Genomic DNA, 22,320 nt, shown 5'->3' on the forward strand with positions numbered 1-22,320 from the left:
ACCACAGCGATGGTGCTGGCGGCGGGTCTTGGCAAGCGCATGCGGCCGATCACCGACACCATGCCGAAGCCGCTGGTGCGGATCGCCGGCAGGACCTTGCTCGACTGGGGGCTGGACAGTCTCGAAGCGGCCGGCGTCGAGAAAGCCATCGTCAACGTGCACTATCTGCCGGACCAGATCGTCGCCCATATAGCCCACAGGCGGGCGCCAAAGATCGTCATTTCCGACGAGCGCGACGCACTGCTGAATTCGGCGGGTGGCATCGTCAAGGCGTTGCCGCTGCTGGGCAGCGACCCCTTCTACATCATCAACGCCGATACGTTCTGGATCGACAGCGGCCAGCCCAGCCTCGAGCGCCTTGCCCTTGCATGGGACGGCGCGAAAATGGATATTCTGCTGATGCTTACCGATCTCGACTCGGCCACCGGACACGGTGTCGGCACGGATTTCCTGATGGCGCCGGATGGCGGCCTGCGGCGCTCGAAAGGCGATCCGGCCGGGTTGATCTATGCCGGAGCGGCAATCGTCAATCCCGCCATCTTCAGGGATGCGCCAGCCGGGGCGCATTCGCTCAACACCTATTTCGACAAGGCAATAGCCTCTGGCCGTCTGTTCGGCATGCAGATGCGCGGAAGCTGGATCACCGTCGGGACGCCGGACGCCATTCCGCAGGCGGAAGCGGCCGCCGCCGAAGCTCTCGCGAAGGTGGTATGAGCGGCGCGCGCCGCGTTCTTTCGATCCCGCCCGGAGCGCCATTCCTGCCGACTCTGGCCGAGGCCTTGCTGGCCGGACGGCTGGTGCCCGGCTTCCGGTTCGACGGCGATCCGCTGGCGCTGGCTGATGTCACCATCTATGTGCCGACACGGCGCGCGGCCCGTGCGCTGCGCGGCGCTTTTGTCGACGCGCTTTCGGGACCGGGGGGGAGCCGCCGTTCGGCGATCCTGCCGGTCATCCGCCCGCTCGGAGAGTTCGACGAGGACGAAGCCGCCTTCGACGCCGGCACGCCGACCGAGCTTGAAATGGCGCCGCCGATCGCAGCCATCGAACGCCTGCTGCTACTGGCGCCGCTGGTGCGGGCCTGGAAGCGCACCTTGCCGGCGCATGTCCTTGATATGTTCAACGAAGAGATCGTCGTGCCGGCCTCCGCCGCCGATGCGATCTGGCTAGCGCGTGACCTCGCCCGGCTGATGGACGAGATCGAAACCGAAGGCACGGACTGGACCAGGCTTGCCGATCTGGTCACCGGCAATCTTGCCGGATGGTGGCTTGTGACGCTCGATTTCCTCCGTATCGTCACCGAGGCCTGGCCGAAATTACTGGAGGAGCGCGACCGCTCCAACCCGGCCGCGCACCGCAATGCGCTGATCCGGCGCGAGGCGAAGCGGCTGGAACGCAACCCGCCCAAAGGCCCGGTGATCGCCGCCGGCTCGACGGGCTCTATTCCCGCCACGGCCGAACTGCTTGCCACGGTCGCAAGCCTGCCCAACGGCGCCGTGGTGCTGCCCGGGCTCGATGGGATGCTGGACGAACCGTCTTTTGCCGCGATTGCGGCGCCCGGTGCGCGGCCGGCACTGCTTGGCCACCCGCAATACGGCATGGCCAAGCTGATCGGCAAGATTGGCGTGCTGCGTGGCGATGTCGAGGAAGTGGTCTCCGCCGAGCCCGCACTGGCGCTCCGCGCGGCCCTTGTCGGCGAGGCGCTGCGGCCGGCCGAGACCACGGAATTATGGGCCGAGACCCGCATACGCTTCAACGCCCTGGACATCGCCGAGGCCTTCGCCGATGTGACGCTGATCGAAGCCGCCAGCGAACGCGACGAGGCGGCGGCGATCGCCATCGCGCTGAAAACCGCCGTGGAACAGCCGGGACTAAGGGCAGCGCTCGTTACCGGCGACCGCGGGCTGGCGCGGCGCGTCTCGGCCGAGCTGTTGCGCTTCGGCGTGATCGCCGACGATTCCGGCGGCACGCCGCTCGCCAACATGCCTGCCGCCAGCCTGCTGCGGCTCGCACTTCAAGCAGTATTCCGGCCGGGCGATTCCGTCGGCCTTTTGTCGCTGCTCAAGCATCCGCTGCTCGGGCTCGGACTTGAGCGCACCGGCGTGCGCCATGCCACCGAGCTCATCGAACTCGTGGCGCTGCGCGGCGGCACCGGACGCCCCGACATCGCCTCTTTGCCAGCACTGTTCGAGGAGCGTCTCGCCGGGCTGCGCGGGGACAAGCGCCAGCCCTTCTGGTTTTCGCGCCTGAGCGTGCGCGGCATCGACGATGCCCGCGAGCTGCTGAGCCGGCTTGTGACGGCACTGGCGCCGCTGACCGCCTTTCGCGGTGAAGAGAACGCCGATCTCGTCGCGTTGACCAGAGCGAGCGTCGCCGCGCTGGAAAATCTCGGCCGCACGGCGGAGGGCAGCCTGGCTGAATTTTATGCCGGCGACGCCGGCGAGAAACTCGCCGAGCTGCTGCGCGGTGTGGTCGCGGCCTCGGCGTCGTTCGACTTCCCGGCCGACGAATGGCCTGATGTGATGGACGCGCTGATAGCACCGGAAATGGTCAAGCCCGGGCAAGGCACCGACCGCAACATCGCCATTTGGGGGGCGCTGGAAGCGCGGCTGCAGAATGTCGACACGCTGGTCATTGGCGGGCTGAACGAGGGCGTGTGGCCACGCAAGCCGGAAAGCGATCGCTTCATGTCGCGGTTGATGAAGACCGGCATCGATCTCGAGCCGCCGGAGCGGCGCATCGGCCTTGCCGCCCACGACTTCCAGATGGCGATGGAGGCGAAAAAGGTGGTGCTGACGCGCTCCGCCCGAGCCGGCGACGCACCGGCGGTGCCGTCGCGCTGGCTGCAGCGCATCCTCACCTTCATCGGCAAGGATCCAGCGGCCGCACTGCGCGGACGCGGCGGCGAATTGCTTGCCTGGGCGCGCGCGCTCGATGCCGGCGAGCGGCAGCATTTCGCGCCGCGACCGCAGCCGAAACCACCGCTAAGCATGCGGCCCACCCACTTCTCGGTGACCGAGATCGAGACGCTGCGCCGCGACCCCTATGCGGTCTATGCCAAGCGTATTCTGAGCCTTCTGCCGCTCGAGCCGGTGATCCGCGACCCCGGCGCGGCCGAGCGCGGCACGCTGTTTCATGACATCCTGCATCTGTTCTCGACAGAGGTGGCGGATCCCCGGGCGCCCGTAGCTCTGGAACGCCTCATCGCTGCCGGCCGGACCTGCTTTGCCGAGATCGCCCTGCCCGCCGACGTCGAGGCTGTGTGGTGGCCGCGCTTCGAAAAGCTTGCCGCCAACATCATCGAATGGGAGCGCGGCCGCGCTCCCGCCGTCGCCCGGCGGCATGCCGAGGAGCGCGCCGAAAAGACCGCTGTCGGCCGCACCGGCGTGACGCTGTCCGGCTATGCCGACCGCGTCGACCTTTTGGCCGGCGGCATGGCCGACATTCTCGATTACAAGACCGGCTCCTCGCCGTCCAAGGCGCAGGCCCACACGTTGCTGGCGCCACAGCTGGCGCTCGAAGGGGCGCTGCTCCGGCGCGGCGCCTTCAAGGGGCTTGGCGCGCGCGAGCCCTCCCAGCTTGCATTTGTGCGGCTGAAGCCGAATGGCGAAGTGTTCGAGGAATCCATCCTCGACTACAACCGCCAGCCCCGGACCGCCGAAGACCTCGCCGAGGAGGCCTGGGCGCGGCTGGAAAAGCTGCTGGTCCATTATGCAGATCCGACGACCGGCTACCTGTCGCGGGCGCTGCCTTTTCGCGAGGGCGAGAGCGATGGCGATTACGACCATCTGGCGCGCGTGCTCGAATGGTCGGCCGGCGGCGACAGCGATGACGAGGGCGGGGAGGCATGAAAAAAGCCTATCCCGTCCCCAGCGAAACCGCCGCCAGCCAGGCGCGCGCTTCCGACCCGAAGAACTCGGCCTGGGTGTCGGCCAATGCCGGCTCGGGCAAGACGCATGTGCTGGCCCAGCGCGTCATCCGGCTGCTGCTCAACGGCACCGATCCGTCGAAGATCCTGTGCCTGACCTATACGCGGGCGGCCGCCGCCAACATGTCGAACCGCGTGTTCTCGACCCTGTCGGAATGGACAGCGCTCGGCGATGCCGAGCTTGCCACAAAGATTGAGGCGGTGGACGGCCGCCGGCCCGACCGCGACACGATGCGGCGGGCGCGCCGGCTGTTTGCCGAAGCGCTGGAAACGCCGGGCGGGCTGAAGATCCAGACCATCCACGCCTTCTGCGAATCGGTGCTGCACCAGTTCCCGCTGGAGGCCAACATCCCGGCGCATTTCGAAATGCTCGATCCGCAGATGGAGGCCTCGCTATTTGCCGGCGCCCGCCGCGACATGATTTCGGGCACGTCAGCCGGAGACGCCGGACTGGCCGAGGCCTTTGCCACCGTGCTGGAGCGCGGCGGAGAACACGGGCTCGATGCGCTGCTCGCCGAAATCGTGCGCAAGCGCGACGGCTTACGCGGCTTCATCGATGCGGTCCGGCGCGACGGCGCCGGCTTTCAGGCCCTGTTCGACGAATTCCATTTTCGCCCCGGGCAGAGCGCCGAAGACATAGCGGCATCGGTATGGCCGCTGCCGGGTTTCCTGCCGGACTTCTTTGCAGAGTTCGCCAGTGCCGCCGAGGCCACCGACGCCCGCACCGTGCTCAACAATCTCTTGCCCTATGCCCGCTTGGCCTTTGCCGAGACGGACCCGATCCGCCGGCTGCAGATGCTCGGCAAAGCCTTCCTCAAGGCCGATGGCGACCCCTATGATCCGGCAAAGGCATTCAAGAAGGCGCTGCTCGACCGGCTGCCCGACCTTCCCGAGCGCTATCTGGCGGCCGTCAAGGCGATATCAGAGGTTTCCGACCGGCTGGCGCTGTTCCGAATGCTGGAAGGCACGGTCGCGGCGTTGACCATAGCCGACTGGCTGATCGTGCGTTACGAGCGGCTGAAGCGCGGCCGCGGCTTTCTAGACTTCAACGACCTCATCACCCGCACGGTCAACCTTCTGGCGCGGCCGGATGCCGGCCCCTGGGTGCAGTACAAGCTCGACCAAGGCATCGACCACATCCTGCTCGACGAGGCGCAGGACACCAGCCCCGACCAATGGGAGGTGGTGAAGCGGCTGGCGGAGGAGTTCTTTGCCGGCCACGGCCAGCGCGGCACTGCCAATCGCACGGTGTTTGCCGTCGGCGACGAAAAGCAGTCGATCTATTCCTTCCAGGGTGCCGCACCGGATTCCTTTGCCGACAGCCGGCTCTTGTTTTCCGGACGCGTGAACGCAGCCAATGCTTCGTTTGCCGACCTGAAACTGACCTGGTCGTTCCGTTCGACCGACGACGTGCTTGCCGCAGTCGACCGCGTCTTTGCCGATCCGGGCGTGCGGCGCGGCATCAGCCACGACCCCGATCCGCTCTACCACAAGGCGATCCGCAACGACGCGCCTGGCTATGTCGAGGTCTGGCCGTCGCTCGGCGCTGACGCCGTCGAGGAGCCCGACGACTGGACGTTGCCGGTCAATCATGCCAGCGCGCCGGCTGTGCGGGTGGCCGAGCATGTGGCTGCGACCATCCAGACCTGGCTCAAGGACCGCGAGATCATCGAGGGCAAGGGACGCAGGCTGAGGGCCGGCGACATTCTTGTGCTGGTGCGCAAGCGCGACCGCTTCGTCCATGCGCTGTCGCGCGCGCTGAAGGACCGCGATATTCCCGTCGCCGGCGCCGACCGGCTGAGCCTGCCCGGCCACATCGCGGTCAAGGACCTGATCGCACTCGGCCATTTCCTCATCCAGCCGCAGGATGACCTGTCGCTCGCCGCCGTGCTGCGCAGCCCGGTTTTCGACGTGTCGGAGGAGACGCTTTTTACGCTTGGCGCCGGACGGCCAGCCGGAACATCGCTGATCGCCTCACTACGCCAGCATGCTGGCGACAATACCGCGCTGACCGATGTCGTTGCCCGGCTCGACGGCTGGGCCAACGAGGCGGCGTTCCGGCCGGTGTTCGAATTCTACGCCGGGGTGCTGGCGCGCGACGGCCTGCGCAAGAAGATGATCGCCCGGCTTGGACCGGAAGCCGGCGACATCCTCGACGAATTCCTGAGCTTCTGCCTGGCCGAAGAACGCACTGGCCTGCCGGGGCTGGAAGCCTTTCTGGCGACGCTGGAGAACACCGGTCCGGAGATCAAGCGCGAGATGGACCAGTTGCGCGACGAGGTCCGCGTCATGACCGTGCATGCCGCCAAGGGCCTGGAAGCGCCTGTTGTCTTCCTGGTCGATGGCGGTTCGGCGCCGTTCAGCGACCAGCATCTGCCGCGGCTCATGCCGTTCGACGCTTCGGGCCGCAATTTCGACGGCAAGGGCTATCTCTGGCGCTCAGCCGCCGATGTCGCCAACGGCTTCTCAAAGGCAGCCTCGGCCAGGGCGCGGGAGCTTGCCGACGACGAATACCGCCGGCTGCTCTATGTCGGCATGACACGCGCCGAGGACCGGCTGATCGTCTGCGGCTATCACCGCAAGCGTCAGCCCAGCACCGGCACCTGGCATTCGATCGTCAGCCGCGCGCTGCTGGCAGCGCCGGAAAGCACGGAGCGCCATCATCCCGCCAGCGGCGAGCCGGTGCATCGCTTCGTCATCACCAAGCTGCCGCCGGTGGCGCTGGCAGCCGCCGACGAGGCGCGGCTGCCGCAACCGCTTTTGCCGTTCTTGCCGGCAAACCTGTTTCGCCCTTTGCCGCCTTATGAAGAACTGCCGCGCCCGCTATCGCCTTCCGGCGCTTCGGCGCTGATCGACGAGGGCAAGGAGGCGGTCGTCGATACGCGTTCGCCGGTGCTGGACAGCGAAGCGGAGCCCGGTTTTGCCGTGATGCGCGGGCTGGCGCTGCACAAGCTGCTGCAGATGCTGCCCGGTTTTGCCGAAGACGAACGGCAAGGCGCGGCGGCGCAGTATCTCATTCGAGCCGGCGCCGACTGGCCGGAGGCCGAGCGCAACAAGGCGCTGGCTTCGGTGATGGCGATCCTCAGAGATTCGCGTTTTGCCGGGCTGTTTTCGCCGTCGTCCCGCGCCGAAGTGGCCGTCATGGGCAGTATCGAGGTCAAGGGCAGGCTGCGCTCGATCTCCGGCAAGATCGACCGGCTGGCGGTGACGCCCGGGCGCGTATCGATCGTCGACTACAAGACCAACCGGCCGGCGCCCGCAGGCCTGGCCCAGGTGCCGCCGGCCTATATACTGCAGCTGGCGCTCTACCGCGCGCTGCTCCAGCCGCTTTACCCCGGCCGCGCGGTGACGGCAGCACTGCTGTTCACCGAGGCACCGAGGCTTATCGAACTGCCGGCGCAGGCGATGGATGACGCCCTTGCCCGACTCACGGGAGCGTGACACAAGTTCTGCTTGAAGAAGGGCTGCTCAACCACCACATTTGGTGCGAGATAAATTTCGAAAGGATTTCGCATGGCCACCGTCAAGGTCGACAAGAGCAATTTCCAGGCCGATGTGCTCAACGCCTCGCAGCCCGTCGTCGTGGATTTCTGGGCCGAATGGTGCGGCCCCTGCAAGATGATCGGTCCGTCGCTGGAAGAGATCGCCAACGAACTCGGCGACAAGATCAAGATCGCCAAGCTGAACATCGACGAGAACCCCGAGCTTGCCGCCCAGTTCGGCGTGCGCTCGATCCCGACGCTGATGATCTTCAAGGGCGGCGAAGTCGCCGACATGAAGGTCGGCGCCGCCCCGAAGACCGCGCTGTCGCATTGGATCAATGGCAGCCTCGCCTGATCCTGTAGAAATTTCAGACGTTAAGCCCGGCCCTCGCGCCGGGCTTTTCTTTGGCGTTATCGCCTGACCTCTCTGGCACTCGCGCCTGAAGCCTCCATGTCTTCTGCTGAGGCTGGACAGGAGAAACAGAATGACCGGATCCGCCAAGGCCACCGTCTTCATCGACAATGAGCGCGTCATCGTCACCGAATACCGCTTCCAGCCCGGCGACAACACCGGCTGGCACCGGCATGGCCATGACTACGTCGTGGTGCCGCTGATGGACGGCAAGGTGAAGCTGGTGACCAAGGACGGCGAGAGTTTTGCTGAAATGAAGAAGGGTGCGCCCTACTTCCGCAAGGAAGGCGTCGAGCACGACGTCATCAGCGCCAATGACGGCGAATACGCCTTCATCGAGATCGAGCTGAAATAGGCCTCAGGCTGGTGCCGCGGCCGCCGATGTCTATTTAGTTTGAGCCACGGTTTTTTTGGCCTGCCTAGGCTTGCCGGGCTTCCGTCCGGTCGCGGGCTTCAGGACCTGCCCATATCCCTCTATAGCGCCCGTATACACACGATAGAGAAACGTCTCTCGGCTTACGAAATACGCGACACTGGGCTGGCCGGATGCATCATTGGGGCGCGTCGGTCTGTGGGCCACTCGAACAATTGGGTGCGGTGGCTCGATGGCTCCCGGTAACATCACATGATCGCCGACCCGCGGAGCATATTCAAATATCAGCTCCTCCGGCGGGTCGTTGTCGACGGTAACAAGACACTTCACAACCATTCGAGCTTGCCTCCATGCTTCGCCAAGCATATCGGGGCTTCTGCCCGAGGGGCAACCGCCCGATAGATTCCCCGGGCCAAAATACTACCAGTCGGCGATGCGATCCCCGCCGGTGAATTGCGCGCTTTTTGCGGTGTATTCGAACAGCTCGATCTTCACGCCGTTGGGGTCGCGGATCCAGGCCTGAAACGTGTCGTCGCAGGCATGCTTCTTGGCCGTGATATCAATGCCTTTCGACTTGATGTGGGCGATCGCCGCATCAATGTTTTCCACCTCAAGGCAGAAATGGTTGATCTGGTTGAGCTCGCTATGGCTGGTGCCGTCCTTCTGGAACACCTCGACATGGCTGCGATCGCCGCAATTGAGGTAGAAGCCGAAGATCTTGCCGTCGCGCAGGAAGTTGAACTGCGTGTCGAGGCCGAGCACGTCGCGGTAGAAGGCCCGCGTCGCTTCCAGATCATGCGCGAAGATGCAGACATGGGCGAGTTGCTTCACCTTGATCATCACCGGCTCCCTCGCGAAAGTGTGGATTCAGGTCGGTGGCGTGCCGTTTTCGGCCAGCACCGCACCGGCGAGATACAGCGAACCACCGATCAGGATGCGCGGCGCCGGGCCGTCCCAGGTGTCGCGCAGCAGCATCAGCGCGCTGGCGACGGAGCTGACCGGCTCGGCGGTGAGGCCGGCCTCGGTCGCCCGGATCGCCAGTTCGTCATTCGGCACACCGGCGTCGCTCATGCTCACCGGCACGGTGTAGACATGGCGGACCAGGCCCTTGAAGGCGCGGAAATAGCCGCTCTGGTCCTTGGTGTTGATCATGCCGGCAATCAAAAACAGCGGCCGCGGGTTCTTTTCCTCCTGCTCGGCCAAGGCTTCCGCCACCACCACGCCGGCGCCCGGATTGTGACCGCCATCGAGCCAGATGTCGGCGCCCTTGGGAGCGAGGTCCGCCAGCCGGCCCTGTGCCAATTTCTGCATGCGGCCCGGCCATGCGACGCTCGCCATCGCCTTCTCAGTGGCGCGATGACTGATTTCGAAACCGGCGGCCTTGACGGCGGCAATCGCTGCCGCCGCATTGGCGAACTGGTGGCGCCCGGGCAGGCGCGGTGGCGGCAGGTCCATCAGCCCGTCCTCATCCTGATAGACCATGCGGCCGTTTTCCTCGAAGGCGAGAAAATCCTGGCCGTAGACGAAGGTCGGGCAATCCAGCCGCTCGGCGGTTTCGATCAGCACTTGCAGCGCCGTCTCGCTCTCCTGCGCGCCGATGACCACCGGGCAGCCGCGCTTCATGATGCCGGCCTTTTCGGCGGCGATCAGTTCGACCCGGTCGCCGAGATAGGCTTCGTGATCCATCGACACCGGCATGATCACCGACACCGCCGGCCGGGCAACGACATTGGTGGCGTCGAAGCGGCCGCCAAGGCCGACCTCGATGATGGCGGCGGCAGCCGGATGCTCGGAAAACAGGATGAAGGTGACGGCGGTTAGGATTTCGAAGACGGTGATCTTCTGGCCGGCATTGGCCCGGGCGACGCGGGCGATGGCCTCGGCGAAGGTCTCGTCGTCGACCAGCCGGCCGCCGCCCTCGGCCGCCAGCCGGTAGCGCTCGGCCCAGTTCACCAGATGCGGCGAAGTGTGGACATGGACAAGGTGGCCGCCGGCTTCGAGCAGCGCGCGCGAAAAGGCCGCGCACGAGCCCTTACCGTTGGTGCCGGCGATATGGATGACCGGCGGCAGCCGCTCCTGCGGATTGCCGAGGCGTTCGAGCAGCCTTGTGATGCGGTCGAGCGAAAGGTCGAAGCCTTTCGGATGCAGCGCCATCAGGGCTTCGATTTCACGATCTGCGGCAAGCGTTGTCATGAGCGAATCCTACGCATGCGCGCAGGTGCACGCAATCGCGGTTTGCGGCCAGAAATGTCGCGTCAGGCTTGCGGGCGGGCTTCCGTCGGGATGACCGACGGCGGCAGGATTTCCGGCTCCAGCGGCTTTTGCTCCTGCGGCAGTTTGAGCAGGATTTTCAACAGCCGTGAAATCGTCTCGCGCAGTTCCAGCCGCGACACCACCATATCGACCATGCCGTGCTCCATCAGATATTCGGAGCGCTGGAAACCGTCCGGCAGTTTCTCCCGGATGGTCTGCTCGATGACGCGCGGGCCGGCAAAGCCGATCAGCGCGCCGGGCTCGGCAATGTGGACGTCTCCCAGCATGGCGTAGGAGGCGGTAACGCCGCCGGTGGTCGGGTTGGTCAAGACGACGATGTATGGCAGGCCGGCTTCCTTCAGCCGGTCGACGCCGATCGTGGTGCGCGGTAACTGCATCAGGGACAGAATGCCTTCCTGCATGCGCGCGCCACCGGAGGCGGCAAACAGGATCAGCGGCCGCTTGCGCTGCAAGGCGACCTCGAAACCGTGCACAATGGCGTCACCCGCGGCCATGCCGAGCGAGCCGCCCATGAAGGCGAAATCCTGCACCGTCACCACAACCGGCAGGCCTTTGACCGTGCCCAGCGCGTTGATGATGGCGTCTTCCAGGCCGGTCTTGGCCTTGGCGTCCTTCAGCCGGTCCGTGTAGCGCTTCTCGTCGCGGAACTTGAGCGGGTCCTGCATGACCTTGGGGTTCTCAAGCTGCTCGTATTTGCCGTCGTCGAGGAAGAATTTCAGCCGTTCCTTGGCCGAAATCTTCATGTGATGGCCCGATGACGGGATGACGAACTGGTTGGATTCCAGGTCCTTGTGAAACACCATCTCGCCGGTCTCGGGATCCTTGATCCAGAGATTCTCGGGCATGTCGGTGCGCCGACCGAGCATCGAATTGATCCTCGGGCGAACGTAATTGGTGATCCAGTTCATCGCTTCGGCTCCTGTCCTGACGAAGAGTTGGCTCGTGCATGTCGCCCAAAAGTGGGAACCGGTTTTGGGATAACGACTTGCACAAGGCCTAAGTAGGGAAACTATTCGGCAGCAGCAAGGCGGGCCGAACGCACGCCCTGAGACAGTCCGCTGACCAGGGTGGCGACGGCCTCGGCCGGGTCGGCGGTCTTCTCGCCCTTCGGTCCCAACACATTGGCGACCGCGTTGACGATCGCGGTGCCGACGACGACGCCATCGGCATTGGCGCCGATAATGCGCGCCTGCTCGGCGGTCTTGACGCCGAAGCCGACGCAGACCGGCAGATTGGTGTGGCCCTTGATGCGCTTGACCGCGGCGGCAACCTTGCCGGTGTCGGCCAAAGCCGAGCCGGTGATGCCGGTCATCGACACGTAATAGACGAAGCCCGACGTATTCTGCAGCACCTTGGGCAGGCGCTTGTCGTCGGTGGTCGGCGTTGCCAAGCGGATGAAGTTGATGCCGGCCTTCAGCGCCGGAATGCAGAGTTCTTCGTCCATCTCCGGTGGCAGGTCGACGACGATCAGCCCGTCAATGCCGCTGGCGATGGCGTCCTTGAGGAAGCGATCGACACCGTAGATGTAGATCGGGTTGTAGTAGCCCATCAGCACGATCGGCGTTTCATTGTCGGTGGCGCGGAAATCAGCCGCCGTCTTCAGCGTCTTGACCAGGGTCTGGCCACCTTTCAGCGCCCGCAGGCCAGCGGCCTGGATCGCCGGTCCATCGGCCATCGGATCGGAAAACGGTATGCCCATTTCAATGATGTCGGCGCCGGCCTTGGGCAGCGCCTTCATGATCGACAAAGCGGTGTCATAGTCGGGGTCGCCGCTCATGAAATAGGTGACGAGCGCCGGGCGGCCCTCGGCTTTCAGTTTTGCCATGCGGCGGTCGATGCGGGTCACCATGATCAGATCTCCATGCCCAGCATCGAGGCCACTGTGTGCACATCCTTGTCGCCGCGTCCCGACAGATTGACGATGACGATCTGGTCCTTGTCCATATCAGGCACGATCTTCACCGCATGCGCGATGGCGTGCGCGGATTCCAGCGCCGGGATGATGCCTTCGACGCGCGTCGTCAGCTTGAAGGCTTCCAGCGCCTCGTCGTCGAGGATCGGCACATATTCGACGCGGCCGGAATCGCGCAGCCAGGAATGTTCGGGGCCGACGCCCGGATAGTCGAGGCCGGCCGAGATCGAATGGCCGTCCATGATCTGGCCATCGGCGTTCTGCAGGAGATAGGTGCGGTTGCCGTGCAGGACGCCTGGCGCGCCGGCATTCATCGAGGCGCAATGCTCGATGCCGTCGAGGCCGCGGCCGCCGGCTTCGATGCCGATGATGCGGACTTGCCTGTCGTCGAGGAAAGGATGGAACAGGCCGATGGCGTTGGAGCCGCCGCCGACAGCCGCGATGATGGTGTCGGGCAGCCGGCCTTCCTGTTCGAGGATCTGGGCGCGCGCCTCGATGCCGATCACCGACTGGAAGTCGCGCACCAGCTCCGGATAGGGATGCGGACCTGCGGCGGTGCCGATCAGATAATAAGTGTCCTCGACATTGGTGACCCAGTCGCGCAACGCTTCGTTCATGGCGTCCTTCAGCGTGCCGTGACCGGCGGTCACCGGCCGCACTTCGGCGCCGAGCAGCTTCATGCGGAAGACGTTGGGGCTTTGGCGGGCGACATCGGTGGCGCCCATATAAACGACGCAGGGAAAGCCGAAGCGCGCCGCGACCGTGGCTGCGGCAACGCCGTGCTGGCCGGCGCCCGTCTCGGCGATGATGCGCTTCTTGCCCATGCGCTTGGCGAGCAGAATCTGACCGAGGCAATTGTTGATCTTGTGCGAACCGGTGTGGTTCAGGTCCTCGCGCTTGAAATAGACCTTGGCGCCGCCCCCGAGGCCCTTCGCCGAGGAAACCTCACGAAGATGTTTGGTCAGGCCTTCGGCGAAATACAGCTTTGACGGCCGCCCGGCATAGTGGGTCGAGAGGTTGGTCAACTCAGCCTTGAAGTCCGGATCGTTCTTGACCTCGTTCCAGTGCCGCTCGAGGTCGAGGATCAGCGGCATCAGCGTCTCGGCCACGAAGCGGCCCCCGAAGATGCCGAACATGCCCTGTTCGTCGGGTCCCGTGCGGAAGGAATTGGGTGTCGCCGGCTTGTTCATCGCCGATCTCCTGGTCTTGGTTCTGAGCATGTCTTATCGGAAAACCGGTTCCCACTTCTCCGGAACATGCTCGGGTTCGAAAGAAGTGCCTCAGGCAGCGCGGTCGTCGCGCGCGGCCCTGACGGCCCGGAAGAACTGCTCGATCAGCGCCGGATCCTTGACGCCCGGGCCGCTTTCCACCCCCGACGAAATGTCTATCGCGGGCGGATTGGCTGATATCAGGGCGTCGCCGATATTGGCGGCGTTGAGCCCACCGGAAAGCATGTAATCGAGCCCGGCGTCAAGGCCGGCCAGGATGCGCCAGTCAAAGGCGACGCCATTGCCGCCCGGAAGTTGCGAGCCCTTTGGTGGCTTGGCATCGAACATGAAGCGATCGGCAACGCCGATGAACGGCTTTAGCCGCTCGAGATCGGCTACCTCACTGACGGAGAACACCTTCATGACAGGCAGGCCGTAGCGAGCTTTCACCTCGGCCACCCGCTCGGGCGTCTCCGTGCCGTGCAACTGCAGCATGTCGGGGCGCATCTTTTCGACGATCTCGTCCAGGAACGCGTCATCGGCATCGACCGTCACGGCGACCGCCCTGGCCTTGCCGATTGCCGCCTCGCGCAGGCGGCCGGCTGCCGCAGGCTCGACATAGCGCGGGCTTTTAGCAAAGAAGATGAAGCCGACATGGCTGGCGCCGCCGGCCAGGGCCGCGGCCATTGCCTCATCGGTCTTCAATCCACAGATCTTGATATCGAGCGCCATGGCGCGGGGCTTGGCACGAAACCGGCCAAGAGTCGAGAAAAAGCATGCTGTTTGCCGGCAACGCCAAAGGCGCTACCTATTGATGGGAGAAGCAAGGCGGAGCAGACGAATGGCCGACCAGAGCATAGCCGAACTCAGGCAGAAGATCGCGCAAGCGCGCGACGTCATCGCCCATCTGATGCAAAAGGCCGCCTTCGACGGGGCGGAAGCGCACCGGGTCCTGGATTATTTCGGCAGCGATGCGTTCGAGCAGAATTTCCTGCCATGGCCGCGCCATGGCGACGAAGGGCTGCGGCCTGAAGAGCTTAATGCGGCCAATGATGATTGAGCGCGCCGCCGGCGAAGGCTAATCGAACACAATCGCCTGCAATGCCCCACCATTCCGCTTCAGCCAGTCCTTGCAGCGGTCGGTGTCGGGGCAGAGCTGCTCGCACAGTTTCCAGAATTTCGGGCCGTGGTTCATCTCCTTGAGATGCGCCACCTCATGCGCGACCAAGTAGTTTATCACCGGCGTCGGCGCCATCATGATGCGCCATGAGAAGGACAAATTGCCGTCGGAAGTGCAGGAGCCCCAGCGGCTCGACGTGTCCTTGAAGCGGATAGCCTTGGCGCGCTTGCCGATGGCCTCGGTATGCTTGACCACCAGCTTCTCGATGTCCTTCTTGGCCTCGCGCCTGAGGAAATCGGCGATGCGGCGCGGCAAATGTATGCGCTCGCCATGGACGATCAGCAGCGGACCGCGCTCGTCGCGCGACACGGTGACGGTGCCGCGTTTCGACGGTTCGTGGACGATGCGATGCGCGACGCCGCGTATCGGGATCTTGATGCCGGGGCGCACTTGCGGCCGTGTCGGTACCTTGGCCAGACGCTGCTCCAGCCAGCCCTGATGGCGGTGAAGGAATTTCTCCACCTCGCCGCGGCGCAGGCCCGGCGGCACGGTGATGCGCAGCCCCTGGCCGCCCGAATCGATGCGCAGCGTCAGCCGCCGTGCGCGGGCGCTCTCGACGATCCTGAGCGGCAGTGTGCGGCCGGCAACGACGTGCTCTCGCTCTTCGACAGGCGAGGGTTTTGGTTTGGTCAGGTTGCGGAAAAAGCCGAAGGACATGGCTGAACGATACGCGATTCGAGGAAAACGACCAGAACAAAAAAGAAACGGCGCCGCTCGCGCGACGCCGTCCATCATGCCAAGGCCTGTCTTAGAGCGCCGCGCGTCTCTGACGCGCAAAGGACGCTGTAGCACTCTAATTCGGCGCATGAACCTTTCCGAAAATCGGTTTCGATTTTCGGGGTCATGCGCGCAGCCTCAGTCGTCAAGCAGGTTCGGGCCCTTGCGCTTGGGCGTCGCGGGCTTGGCCGTTTCGGCCGAGCCTGTCTTCGCAGGCGCTGTCGACTTGTTGCGGTTGGCCATGAAGCGGTCGAACTCGTCCTGGTCCTTGGCGCGGCGCAATTCGCGGGCGTACTCGTCGAACTCGCTCAGCATCTCATCGAGCTTGCGACGCTCTTCGGCGAGGCGTTCGAGTTCCTTCTCGCGCCAGTCGTCGAAAGCGACATTGCCGGTGCGGGCCGAACCGTGGCCCCAGCGCGCGGCCTTGTCGGAACCGCGGCGGCAGCCGGCGAAGATGCCGTCGGTGGCCCGGTTGACGTCGCGCTTGAAGCCGTCAAGCCGGTCGCCCCAGATGATGTAGGCGAGCATGGCGAAGCCAAGCGGCCAGAACACCATGAAGCCGATCACCATCAGCGCGATGGTCGCCGGCGTCCAGGCCGGGCGGATCAATGCGGATGTGTTCATTTTCTCCCATTCCTTCGGTTGGAGACAGCCAAGAGCGGCTGCGTGGATTCGAAATGGGATGAGAAAAACGGCGATTCAAGACAACGTCCGCCAAAACCGGACAAGGTCCTGAATTGATTATCGCTTTTTGACCGCTTCGAGGAAAAGCACGACCAGGCCGGCGACCAGACCCCAGAAGGCGGCGCCAACGCCGAACAAAGTCAGCCCCGACGCGGTGACAACGAAGGTGACAGTAGCCGCCATGCGCTGGTCCTCGTCCTTGAGCGCGATCGCCAGCGCGTTGGCCAGCGACCCCATCAACGCCAGGCCGGCCACCAGCACGATCAGGCTTTGCGGCAGCACTGCGAAGATCGCCACCAGCGAGGCGCCGAAAACCGCGAAGATCAGATAGGCAAGTGCATAGAAGGGTCCGGTCTTCCAGCGCTCGGCCGGGTCGGGATGGACGTCCGGCCCGGTGCAGATCGCCGCAGAGATCGCGGCCAGATTGGTGGTCGAGCCGCCAAACGGCGCCGACAGCAGCGAGAACAGGCCGGTGACGCCGATCAGCGGGCCGGGTTCGGGGTGATAGCCGGCGGCGCGCAAGACGGCGAGACCCGACAGGTTCTGCGACGCCATGGTGACGAGGTAGAGCGGCAGCGCCAGGCCGATGACAGCTGCGGCGCTGAAATGCGGAGCAATCAGCGTCAGCGTCGACAGTTCCGGTGCCGGCAGTCCGCCGACGCGGCCTGTCAGGAAGGCGGCGATGCCGCCGCCGATCAGCACCGCCAGCACCGACAGCGCCGGGTTGAACAGGCGAATGACGAAGAAGGCCGCGATCAGCGGCAGGATCAGCCAGGGGTCGACCGGAATGGTCTTGACGGCATTGAGCGCGAAGGTGACGACGATGCCCGCCAGCATGCCGGACGCGACTGACGCCGGTATCCTTGATATCAGCTGGGTCAGCGGCTTGAACAGGCCGGTGGCGATCAACATTAGGCCGGTGACGATGAAGGCGCCGACCGCATCGGCCATGGTAAACCCGCTCGATGCCGCCATCAGCGCCAGGCCCGGTGTCGACCAGGCGGTGATGATGGGTATTTTCGTGCGCCAGGACAGCCACAAGCATTCGATCGCCATCGCCACGCACACTGCCGTCACCCAGCTCGCGGTTTCGGCTTGCGTGGCGCCAACCGCCTTGGCGGCGGCAATGACGACGGCCAGCGTGCCGCCGAAGCCGACGATTGCCGCGACAAAGGCGGATATCGGGATGGAAATGCGCATTCTCGCCTACCCCGCCCGCTGAACCATGTCGCCCACCGCCCTCAGCAGCATGTCGAGATCCTGCGGCCGCGACAGGCGGTGGTCGCCGTCGGGAATGAGCGACAAGGTGACGTCGTCGGCCGGCAGCAGCGAGACCAGCTTCAGCGCATGGCTTGCCGGCACGTCGGCATCGGCCAGGCCCTGCAGGATGTGGACGGGGCAATGGGTATCGATCGGCCCGGTCATGACCCGGTTCGCCCTGCCGTCCTCGATCAGCGCGCTTGTGTAGATGTAAGGCTCGGCGGAATAGTCCGAAGGTTCTTCGAAAAAGCCTTTCTCCCGGAGGTCGCGCCTCTGTTCCTCCGTCAGAGCCGGCTCGACCAGCTCGGCGGTGAAATCCGGCGCCGGCGCGAGCAGCACCAGGCCAACCACATTGCTGTCGCCCGCCTTGCGCAGTTCCTGCACCATGCGCAGCGCGATCCAGGCGCCCATCGACGAGCCGACCAGGATTTGCTTGCCCTCGGTGAAACGCCGGAAGGCGGCGAGGCTCTCGCCAAGCCATTTCGAGATAGTACCGTCGGCAAAGGCGCCGCCGGATTCGCCATGGCCGGAATAGTCGTGGCGCAGATATGCGCGGCCTTCCCTGGCCGCCCAATCCGACAGCGTTTGCGCCTTCGTGCCCAGCATGTCGGATTTGTAGCCGCCGAGCCAGACGACGCCGGGCGTTGCGCCCGAGGAATGGCGAACCGCGATATCGATGCCGTCGACATCCAGCAGGGTTGGGGTGGTCGCGGTCATGGCTGTGGATCAATCCTGGTTCTGGGGGCCTGATTGTGGGAGCCTGATTTTACTCGCCGGTCTTTTGACACAGGCACAGGCGAGGCGGAAAGTGCTCGCGACATCCTTTGTTTGGTGCAGGCCTGCGATCAGGGTGATTTTCTGTCAGCGCTGTGCTATTGACTCCGCCCGCGCGCTCACCACATTGGCGCGTCCTGAACATTCTAGATTGAAACCCTGAACGAAACGGCCAAGGAGACCACGACCATTCGCAGACCTTTCAAAGCAGCGGCGCCCACCAAAGATGGCCCGCGCTCCAACCGTGATATCCGGGTGCCCCGGGTCCAGCTGATCGACGCCGATGGCCAGAACCGCGGCGATATTTCCATCAACGACGCATTGCTGCTCGCCGAAGAGGCAGGGCTCGATCTGGTCGAGATCTCGCCCAATGCGGTGCCGCCTGTCGTCAAAATTCTCGATCTCGGCAAATTGAAATACGCCAACCAGAAGAAGGCGGCCGAGGCGCGCAAGAACCAGAAGGTCATCGAGATCAAGGAGATCAAGATGCGCCCGAACATCGACAGCCATGACTACGAAACCAAGATGAAGGCCGTGCGGCGCTTCTTCGAGGAAGGTGACAAGGTCAAGCTGACGCTGCGCTTCCGCGGCCGCGAGATGGCGCATATGGAACTCGGCATGCAGCTCCTGAACAAGGTGCGCGAGGAGACGGCTACCATCGCCAAGGTCGAAGCCGAGCCGAAGCTGGAAGGCCGCCAGATGATGATGGTGCTGGCCCCGCGCTAGATCAGTTCGGGCGTTGCGCTCTAAATCCGCCTGAATCCTGTCTCATGGCGTCCCGGCGATCGGCGGGACGCCGATTCTCCTGTCCAGACGCCGCGATCGCCGGCAAAGCTTCTCGACGATCGGATTCCCGACATGGCCAATGAAATCAACCCTGCGCCCATCAAGGAGCTGGGCGGCTACCAGCACATGCGCCGGATGGTGCTTGCGGTGCTGGTGGTGGTGCTGTTTGCGGCACTGCTGTTCGGCCAGTCGACCTTCCCGCCCGATACCCCGGTGCATGAAACGATCGAGATGGTCGGCGTGCTGCTGATCTTCCTTGGCGTCGTCGGCCGCTTGTGGTCGACACTCTATATCGGGGGGCGCAAATCCTCCGAAGTGGTCACCGGCGGACCCTATTCGATCACCCGCAATCCTCTCTACGTGTTCTCGACCGTTGCCGCCGCCGGCGTCGGGGCGCAGATCGGCTCGTTCTCCGGCATCGTCCTGTTTGCGCTTTTGTGCGCCGGCGCCTTCCACATCGTCATCCTGCGCGAGGAACGGTATCTCAAGGAGGTTCTCGGCGCGCCCTACACAGCCTATCTGGCGCGGGTGCCGCGTTTCTTCCCCCAGCTGTCGCTCTACCAGGAAGGCGACACCGGCAGCTTCAAGCCGCGCCTCTTGCTGACCACCTTGCTCGACGGGCTGGTGTTTCTGGTGGCGTTGCCGGTGTTCGAGACCATCGATGGTGCCCAGCAATCGGGCATTCTGCCGGTGCTGTTTAGGCTGCCCTGATCGCGGAGAGAGCGTCGCAGCCGCTCGGGTGTTGCGCGCCAGCCCGCTTTGACGTATAGGACCGCCGTTCCAAGAAAACCGCCCGGCAGGGCATGCCGTGGCGGTTTCATTTGCTTTTCGGGCTTTTGGTCCGCCCGAAGCGAACAAGAAGCGCGATTGTGCGCCACCAATACGGAGTAGCAAAATGCCCAAGATGAAGACCAAATCGGCCGCCAAGAAGCGGTTCAAGATCACAGGTACGGGTAAAGTCCTGTCGGCTGCGGCCGGCAAGCGTCACGGCATGATCAAGCGTTCCAACAAGTTCATTCGAAATGCCCGCGGCACGATGGTTCTGGCTGAACCGGATGGCAAGAAGGTCATCAAGAATTTTCTGCCGAACGGCCTCTGAGCATTCGGTTTCAGGAACAGCGTTTAAGGAGATCATGACATGGCACGCGTAAAAAGAGGCGTCACCTCGCACGCCAAGCACAAGAAGGTCCTGAAAGCCGCGAAAGGCTTCTACGGCCGCCGCAAGAACACCATTCGCATCGCCAAGCAGGCGGTCGAAAAGTCGATGCAGTATGCGTATCGCGACCGCAAGAACCGCAAGCGCTCGTTCCGCGCGCTGTGGATCCAGCGCATCAACGCCGCGACGCACGAGCATGGCCTGACCTATGGCCGCTTCATCGACGGCCTCAACAAGTCCGGTATCGAGATCGATCGCAAGATCCTGTCCGACATGGCCATCCATGAACCGCAGGCGTTCGCCGCACTCGTGGCCAAGGCCAAGGTCGCGCTCGAATATCTGAAGAACACCACCCCGAATGCTTTTGAAAGCGCTGTCGCCTAGAGCATGATGCCAAAAAGTTGCTGACTTTTTGGACAACATCATGCTCAGGGAAATTTAGCGAGGAGCGCGATCTTTCCGAAAAGTCTGCAACTTTTCGGGATCGGCCTCCGAGCCCAGCGCTTCCCAGCATTCGCAATTCTGATTGGGGAACCCGCGCTGGCACGGCTGGCGCGGGTTTTTCTTATGGCTGAACTTTCAACTTGAAAGTGACTTTCACCTCAAAGTTGACTCCCAACACAGCGAGTTTGACCGTGAACGACATAGCTACCGGCTTGGATACTCTCGAAAACTCCCTGATGGCCGACGTCGCGTCGGCCGCCGATGAGGCTGCTATCGAAGCCGTGCGCGTCGCGGCTCTCGGCAAAAAGGGGTCGATCTCGGAATTGCTGAAGACACTGGGCGCGATGAGCGCCGAGGAGCGCCAGGTCAAGGGCCCCGCGATCAACGGCCTGAAGAACCGCGTCACCGAAGCGCTGACGACACGCAAGGCCGAGCTGAAGGATGTGGCGGTCACGGCGCGCCTTGCCGCCGAGACGGTCGACGTGACGCTGCCGGTGCGGCAATCGCCGGCCGAGCGCGGCCGCATCCATCCGATCAGCCAGGTCATCGACGAGATCGCGGCGATCTTCGGCGATCTCGGCTTTGCCATCGCAGAAGGTCCCGATGTCGAGAGCGACTATTACAATTTCACCGCGCTGAATTTCCCCGAAGGGCATCCGGCGCGCGAGATGCACGATACCTTCTTTTTCCAGCCGGACGAAAAGGGCGAGCGCAAGCTGTTGCGCACGCACACCTCGCCGGTACAGATCCGCACCATGGAGAAGCAGAAGCCGCCGATCCGCATCGTCATTCCCGGCAAGACCTACCGGCAGGATTCCGACGCTACCCACTCGCCGATGTTCCATCAGGTCGAGGGGCTGGTGATCGACAAATCGGCCAATGTCGCCAACATGAAGTGGGTGCTGGAAGAATTCTGCAAGGCTTTCTTCGAGGTGCCGCAGGTCAAGATGCGCTTCCGGCCGTCGTTCTTCCCGTTCACCGAGCCAAGCCTCGAGGTCGACATCCAATGCGACCGCTCGCGGCCCGGCGAAGTGCGCTTCGGCGAAGGCTCCGACTGGATGGAGATCCTCGGCTGCGGCATGGTCCACCCCAATGTGCTGCGCGCCGGCGGGCTCGATCCCGACGAATATCAGGGCTTTGCCTGGGGCATGGGAATCGACCGCATCGCCATGCTGAAATACGGCATGCCGGACCTGCGCGCCTTCTTCGACGCCGATGTCCGCTGGCTGTCGCATTACGGTTTCCGGCCGCTCGACATGCCGACGCTGTTCGGAGGTCTTTCCGCATGACGGCGCCGCACGCCGGTGGCTGCCGCTGCGGCGCGGTACGGTTCGAGGCCTCGGTCGAACCGCACCATGTCAGCTATTGCCATTGCGGCGATTGCCGGCGCGCCAGCGGCGCGCCGGTGTCGGCCTTTGTCGGCTTCCTTACCGAGCAGGTGGCTTTCACCGGCAAGGCACTGAAGATGTACGAGAACGGCCCGGTTACACGCTCGTTCTGCGGCATTTGCGGCTCGCCTATCGCCTATGTCGACGAGCGGCTGGAAGACCACATCTATTTCATGCTGGGCGCCATGGACATGCCGGCTTATTTCCGGCCGACGCACCATGCCTATGTGCGCGAGCAGCTGCCCTTCGTGCATATGCCCGACGACTTGCCGCGCCATTTGAAGACAAGCGTGCCCAGACCCGATGGACAAGGTCCGGGCGGGTACAGACAAAACGGAACATAGT

General features: G+C 64.2%; 22 protein-coding genes. 12 read left to right on the forward strand and 10 right to left on the reverse strand.

All coding sequences use genetic code 11. The features are described 5' to 3' along the window. Nucleotides 1-9: 9 nt before the first annotated feature. The 5 genes from NKH22_RS15765 to NKH22_RS15785 all read left to right on the forward strand — a co-directional run bounded on the left by NKH22_RS15765 (nt 10) and on the right by NKH22_RS15785 (nt 8,174). Nucleotides 10-714: a nucleotidyltransferase family protein gene (locus NKH22_RS15765; protein ID WP_031197320.1), complete on the forward strand. Its 705-nt coding sequence runs from the start codon at nt 10-12 to the stop codon at nt 712-714. Beyond that, a complete protein-coding gene (addB, locus tag NKH22_RS15770) occupies nt 711-3,848 on the forward strand; it encodes a double-strand break repair protein AddB (protein ID WP_352910049.1) in 3,138 nt (1,045 codons plus the stop codon). Before NKH22_RS15765 ends, addB begins: the two co-directional genes overlap by 4 nt. Further along, nucleotides 3,845-7,366 (forward strand): double-strand break repair helicase AddA, encoded by a 3,522-nt coding sequence (addA, locus tag NKH22_RS15775; protein WP_023821743.1) that lies wholly within the window; start codon nt 3,845-3,847, stop codon nt 7,364-7,366. The genes addB and addA overlap by 4 nt, the downstream gene beginning before the upstream one ends. Nucleotides 7,367-7,438: 72 nt before the next feature. Next, a complete protein-coding gene (gene trxA, locus NKH22_RS15780) occupies nt 7,439-7,762 on the forward strand; it encodes a thioredoxin (RefSeq protein WP_023672297.1) in 324 nt (107 codons plus the stop codon). A gap of 130 nt (nt 7,763-7,892) precedes the next feature. Beyond that, nucleotides 7,893-8,174: a cupin domain-containing protein gene (locus NKH22_RS15785; RefSeq protein WP_023681396.1), complete on the forward strand. Its 282-nt coding sequence runs from the start codon at nt 7,893-7,895 to the stop codon at nt 8,172-8,174. Nucleotides 8,175-8,612: 438 nt separating this feature from the next. Here NKH22_RS15785 and NKH22_RS15790 read toward each other — a convergent pair whose 3' ends face one another. From NKH22_RS15790 to NKH22_RS15815, 6 genes are all read right to left on the reverse strand, one after another. Continuing rightward, the gene (locus NKH22_RS15790; protein ID WP_023693068.1) at nt 8,613-9,032 is read right to left on the reverse strand and encodes a VOC family protein; all 420 of its coding nucleotides are present in this window, start codon (nt 9,030-9,032) and stop codon (nt 8,613-8,615) included. Between the two features lie 27 nt (nt 9,033-9,059). Then, entirely contained in the window at nt 9,060-10,385 is a 1,326-nt protein-coding gene (locus tag NKH22_RS15795; RefSeq protein WP_023755489.1) for a bifunctional folylpolyglutamate synthase/dihydrofolate synthase, read from the reverse strand. A gap of 62 nt (nt 10,386-10,447) precedes the next feature. Further along, on the reverse strand, nt 10,448-11,374 hold the full coding sequence (accD, locus tag NKH22_RS15800) for an acetyl-CoA carboxylase, carboxyltransferase subunit beta (protein ID WP_023672292.1): 927 nt from the start codon (nt 11,372-11,374) through the stop codon (nt 10,448-10,450). A 101-nt stretch (nt 11,375-11,475) separates the two neighbouring features. Next, nucleotides 11,476-12,315, reverse strand: coding sequence for a tryptophan synthase subunit alpha (gene trpA, locus NKH22_RS15805; protein WP_023755490.1), 840 nt, complete (start codon nt 12,313-12,315; stop codon nt 11,476-11,478). Between the two features lie 2 nt (nt 12,316-12,317). Then, nucleotides 12,318-13,568, reverse strand: a complete 1,251-nt coding sequence (trpB, locus tag NKH22_RS15810) for a tryptophan synthase subunit beta (RefSeq protein ID WP_023687439.1) — start codon at nt 13,566-13,568, stop codon at nt 12,318-12,320. Nucleotides 13,569-13,658: 90 nt separating this feature from the next. Then, the gene (locus NKH22_RS15815) at nt 13,659-14,318 is read right to left on the reverse strand and encodes a phosphoribosylanthranilate isomerase (RefSeq protein ID WP_286461238.1); all 660 of its coding nucleotides are present in this window, start codon (nt 14,316-14,318) and stop codon (nt 13,659-13,661) included. Between the two features lie 109 nt (nt 14,319-14,427). Here NKH22_RS15815 and NKH22_RS15820 point away from each other — a divergent pair, with 109 nt between their 5' ends. Then, nucleotides 14,428-14,646, forward strand: a complete 219-nt coding sequence (locus tag NKH22_RS15820; protein WP_023672288.1) for a hypothetical protein — start codon at nt 14,428-14,430, stop codon at nt 14,644-14,646. 18 nt (nt 14,647-14,664) lie between these two features. Here the strand turns inward: NKH22_RS15820 and NKH22_RS15825 are convergent, their stop codons facing one another. From NKH22_RS15825 to NKH22_RS15840, 4 genes are all read right to left on the reverse strand, one after another. Beyond that, nucleotides 14,665-15,423: a M48 family metallopeptidase gene (locus tag NKH22_RS15825; RefSeq protein ID WP_023681391.1), complete on the reverse strand. Its 759-nt coding sequence runs from the start codon at nt 15,421-15,423 to the stop codon at nt 14,665-14,667. Between the two features lie 198 nt (nt 15,424-15,621). Further along, nucleotides 15,622-16,107, reverse strand: a complete 486-nt coding sequence (locus NKH22_RS15830) for a DUF2852 domain-containing protein (RefSeq protein WP_023672286.1) — start codon at nt 16,105-16,107, stop codon at nt 15,622-15,624. A 117-nt stretch (nt 16,108-16,224) separates the two neighbouring features. Then, nucleotides 16,225-17,367: a benzoate/H(+) symporter BenE family transporter gene (locus NKH22_RS15835; RefSeq protein WP_023681390.1), complete on the reverse strand. Its 1,143-nt coding sequence runs from the start codon at nt 17,365-17,367 to the stop codon at nt 16,225-16,227. A gap of 6 nt (nt 17,368-17,373) precedes the next feature. Beyond that, nucleotides 17,374-18,144 (reverse strand): alpha/beta hydrolase, encoded by a 771-nt coding sequence (locus NKH22_RS15840; RefSeq protein WP_023821740.1) that lies wholly within the window; start codon nt 18,142-18,144, stop codon nt 17,374-17,376. A 246-nt stretch (nt 18,145-18,390) separates the two neighbouring features. Here NKH22_RS15840 and infC point away from each other — a divergent pair, with 246 nt between their 5' ends. The 6 genes from infC (at nt 18,391) to NKH22_RS15870 (ending at nt 22,319) form a co-directional block, all read left to right on the forward strand. Beyond that, on the forward strand, nt 18,391-18,927 hold the full coding sequence (infC, locus tag NKH22_RS15845) for a translation initiation factor IF-3 (RefSeq protein WP_023744911.1): 537 nt from the start codon (nt 18,391-18,393) through the stop codon (nt 18,925-18,927). Nucleotides 18,928-19,059: 132 nt separating this feature from the next. Beyond that, nucleotides 19,060-19,698 (forward strand): methyltransferase family protein, encoded by a 639-nt coding sequence (locus tag NKH22_RS15850; protein WP_023681388.1) that lies wholly within the window; start codon nt 19,060-19,062, stop codon nt 19,696-19,698. Between the two features lie 184 nt (nt 19,699-19,882). Beyond that, nucleotides 19,883-20,086 carry a 50S ribosomal protein L35 gene (gene rpmI / locus NKH22_RS15855; protein WP_006201248.1) on the forward strand — a complete coding sequence of 68 codons (204 nt, stop codon included), beginning with the start codon at nt 19,883-19,885 and terminating at the stop codon, nt 20,084-20,086. A 39-nt stretch (nt 20,087-20,125) separates the two neighbouring features. Beyond that, on the forward strand, nt 20,126-20,527 hold the full coding sequence (rplT, locus tag NKH22_RS15860) for a 50S ribosomal protein L20 (protein ID WP_023672281.1): 402 nt from the start codon (nt 20,126-20,128) through the stop codon (nt 20,525-20,527). A gap of 296 nt (nt 20,528-20,823) precedes the next feature. After that, nucleotides 20,824-21,876 (forward strand): phenylalanine--tRNA ligase subunit alpha, encoded by a 1,053-nt coding sequence (gene pheS / locus NKH22_RS15865; RefSeq protein ID WP_032891898.1) that lies wholly within the window; start codon nt 20,824-20,826, stop codon nt 21,874-21,876. Then, complete coding sequence (locus NKH22_RS15870; RefSeq protein ID WP_023681387.1) at nt 21,873-22,319, forward strand: GFA family protein; 447 nt, start codon at nt 21,873-21,875, stop codon at nt 22,317-22,319. The genes pheS and NKH22_RS15870 overlap by 4 nt, the downstream gene beginning before the upstream one ends. Nucleotide 22,320: the final 1 nt, after the last annotated feature.

Source organism: Mesorhizobium sp. M1252, assembly GCF_040318265.1.
GTDB lineage: Bacteria > Pseudomonadota > Alphaproteobacteria > Rhizobiales > Rhizobiaceae > Mesorhizobium.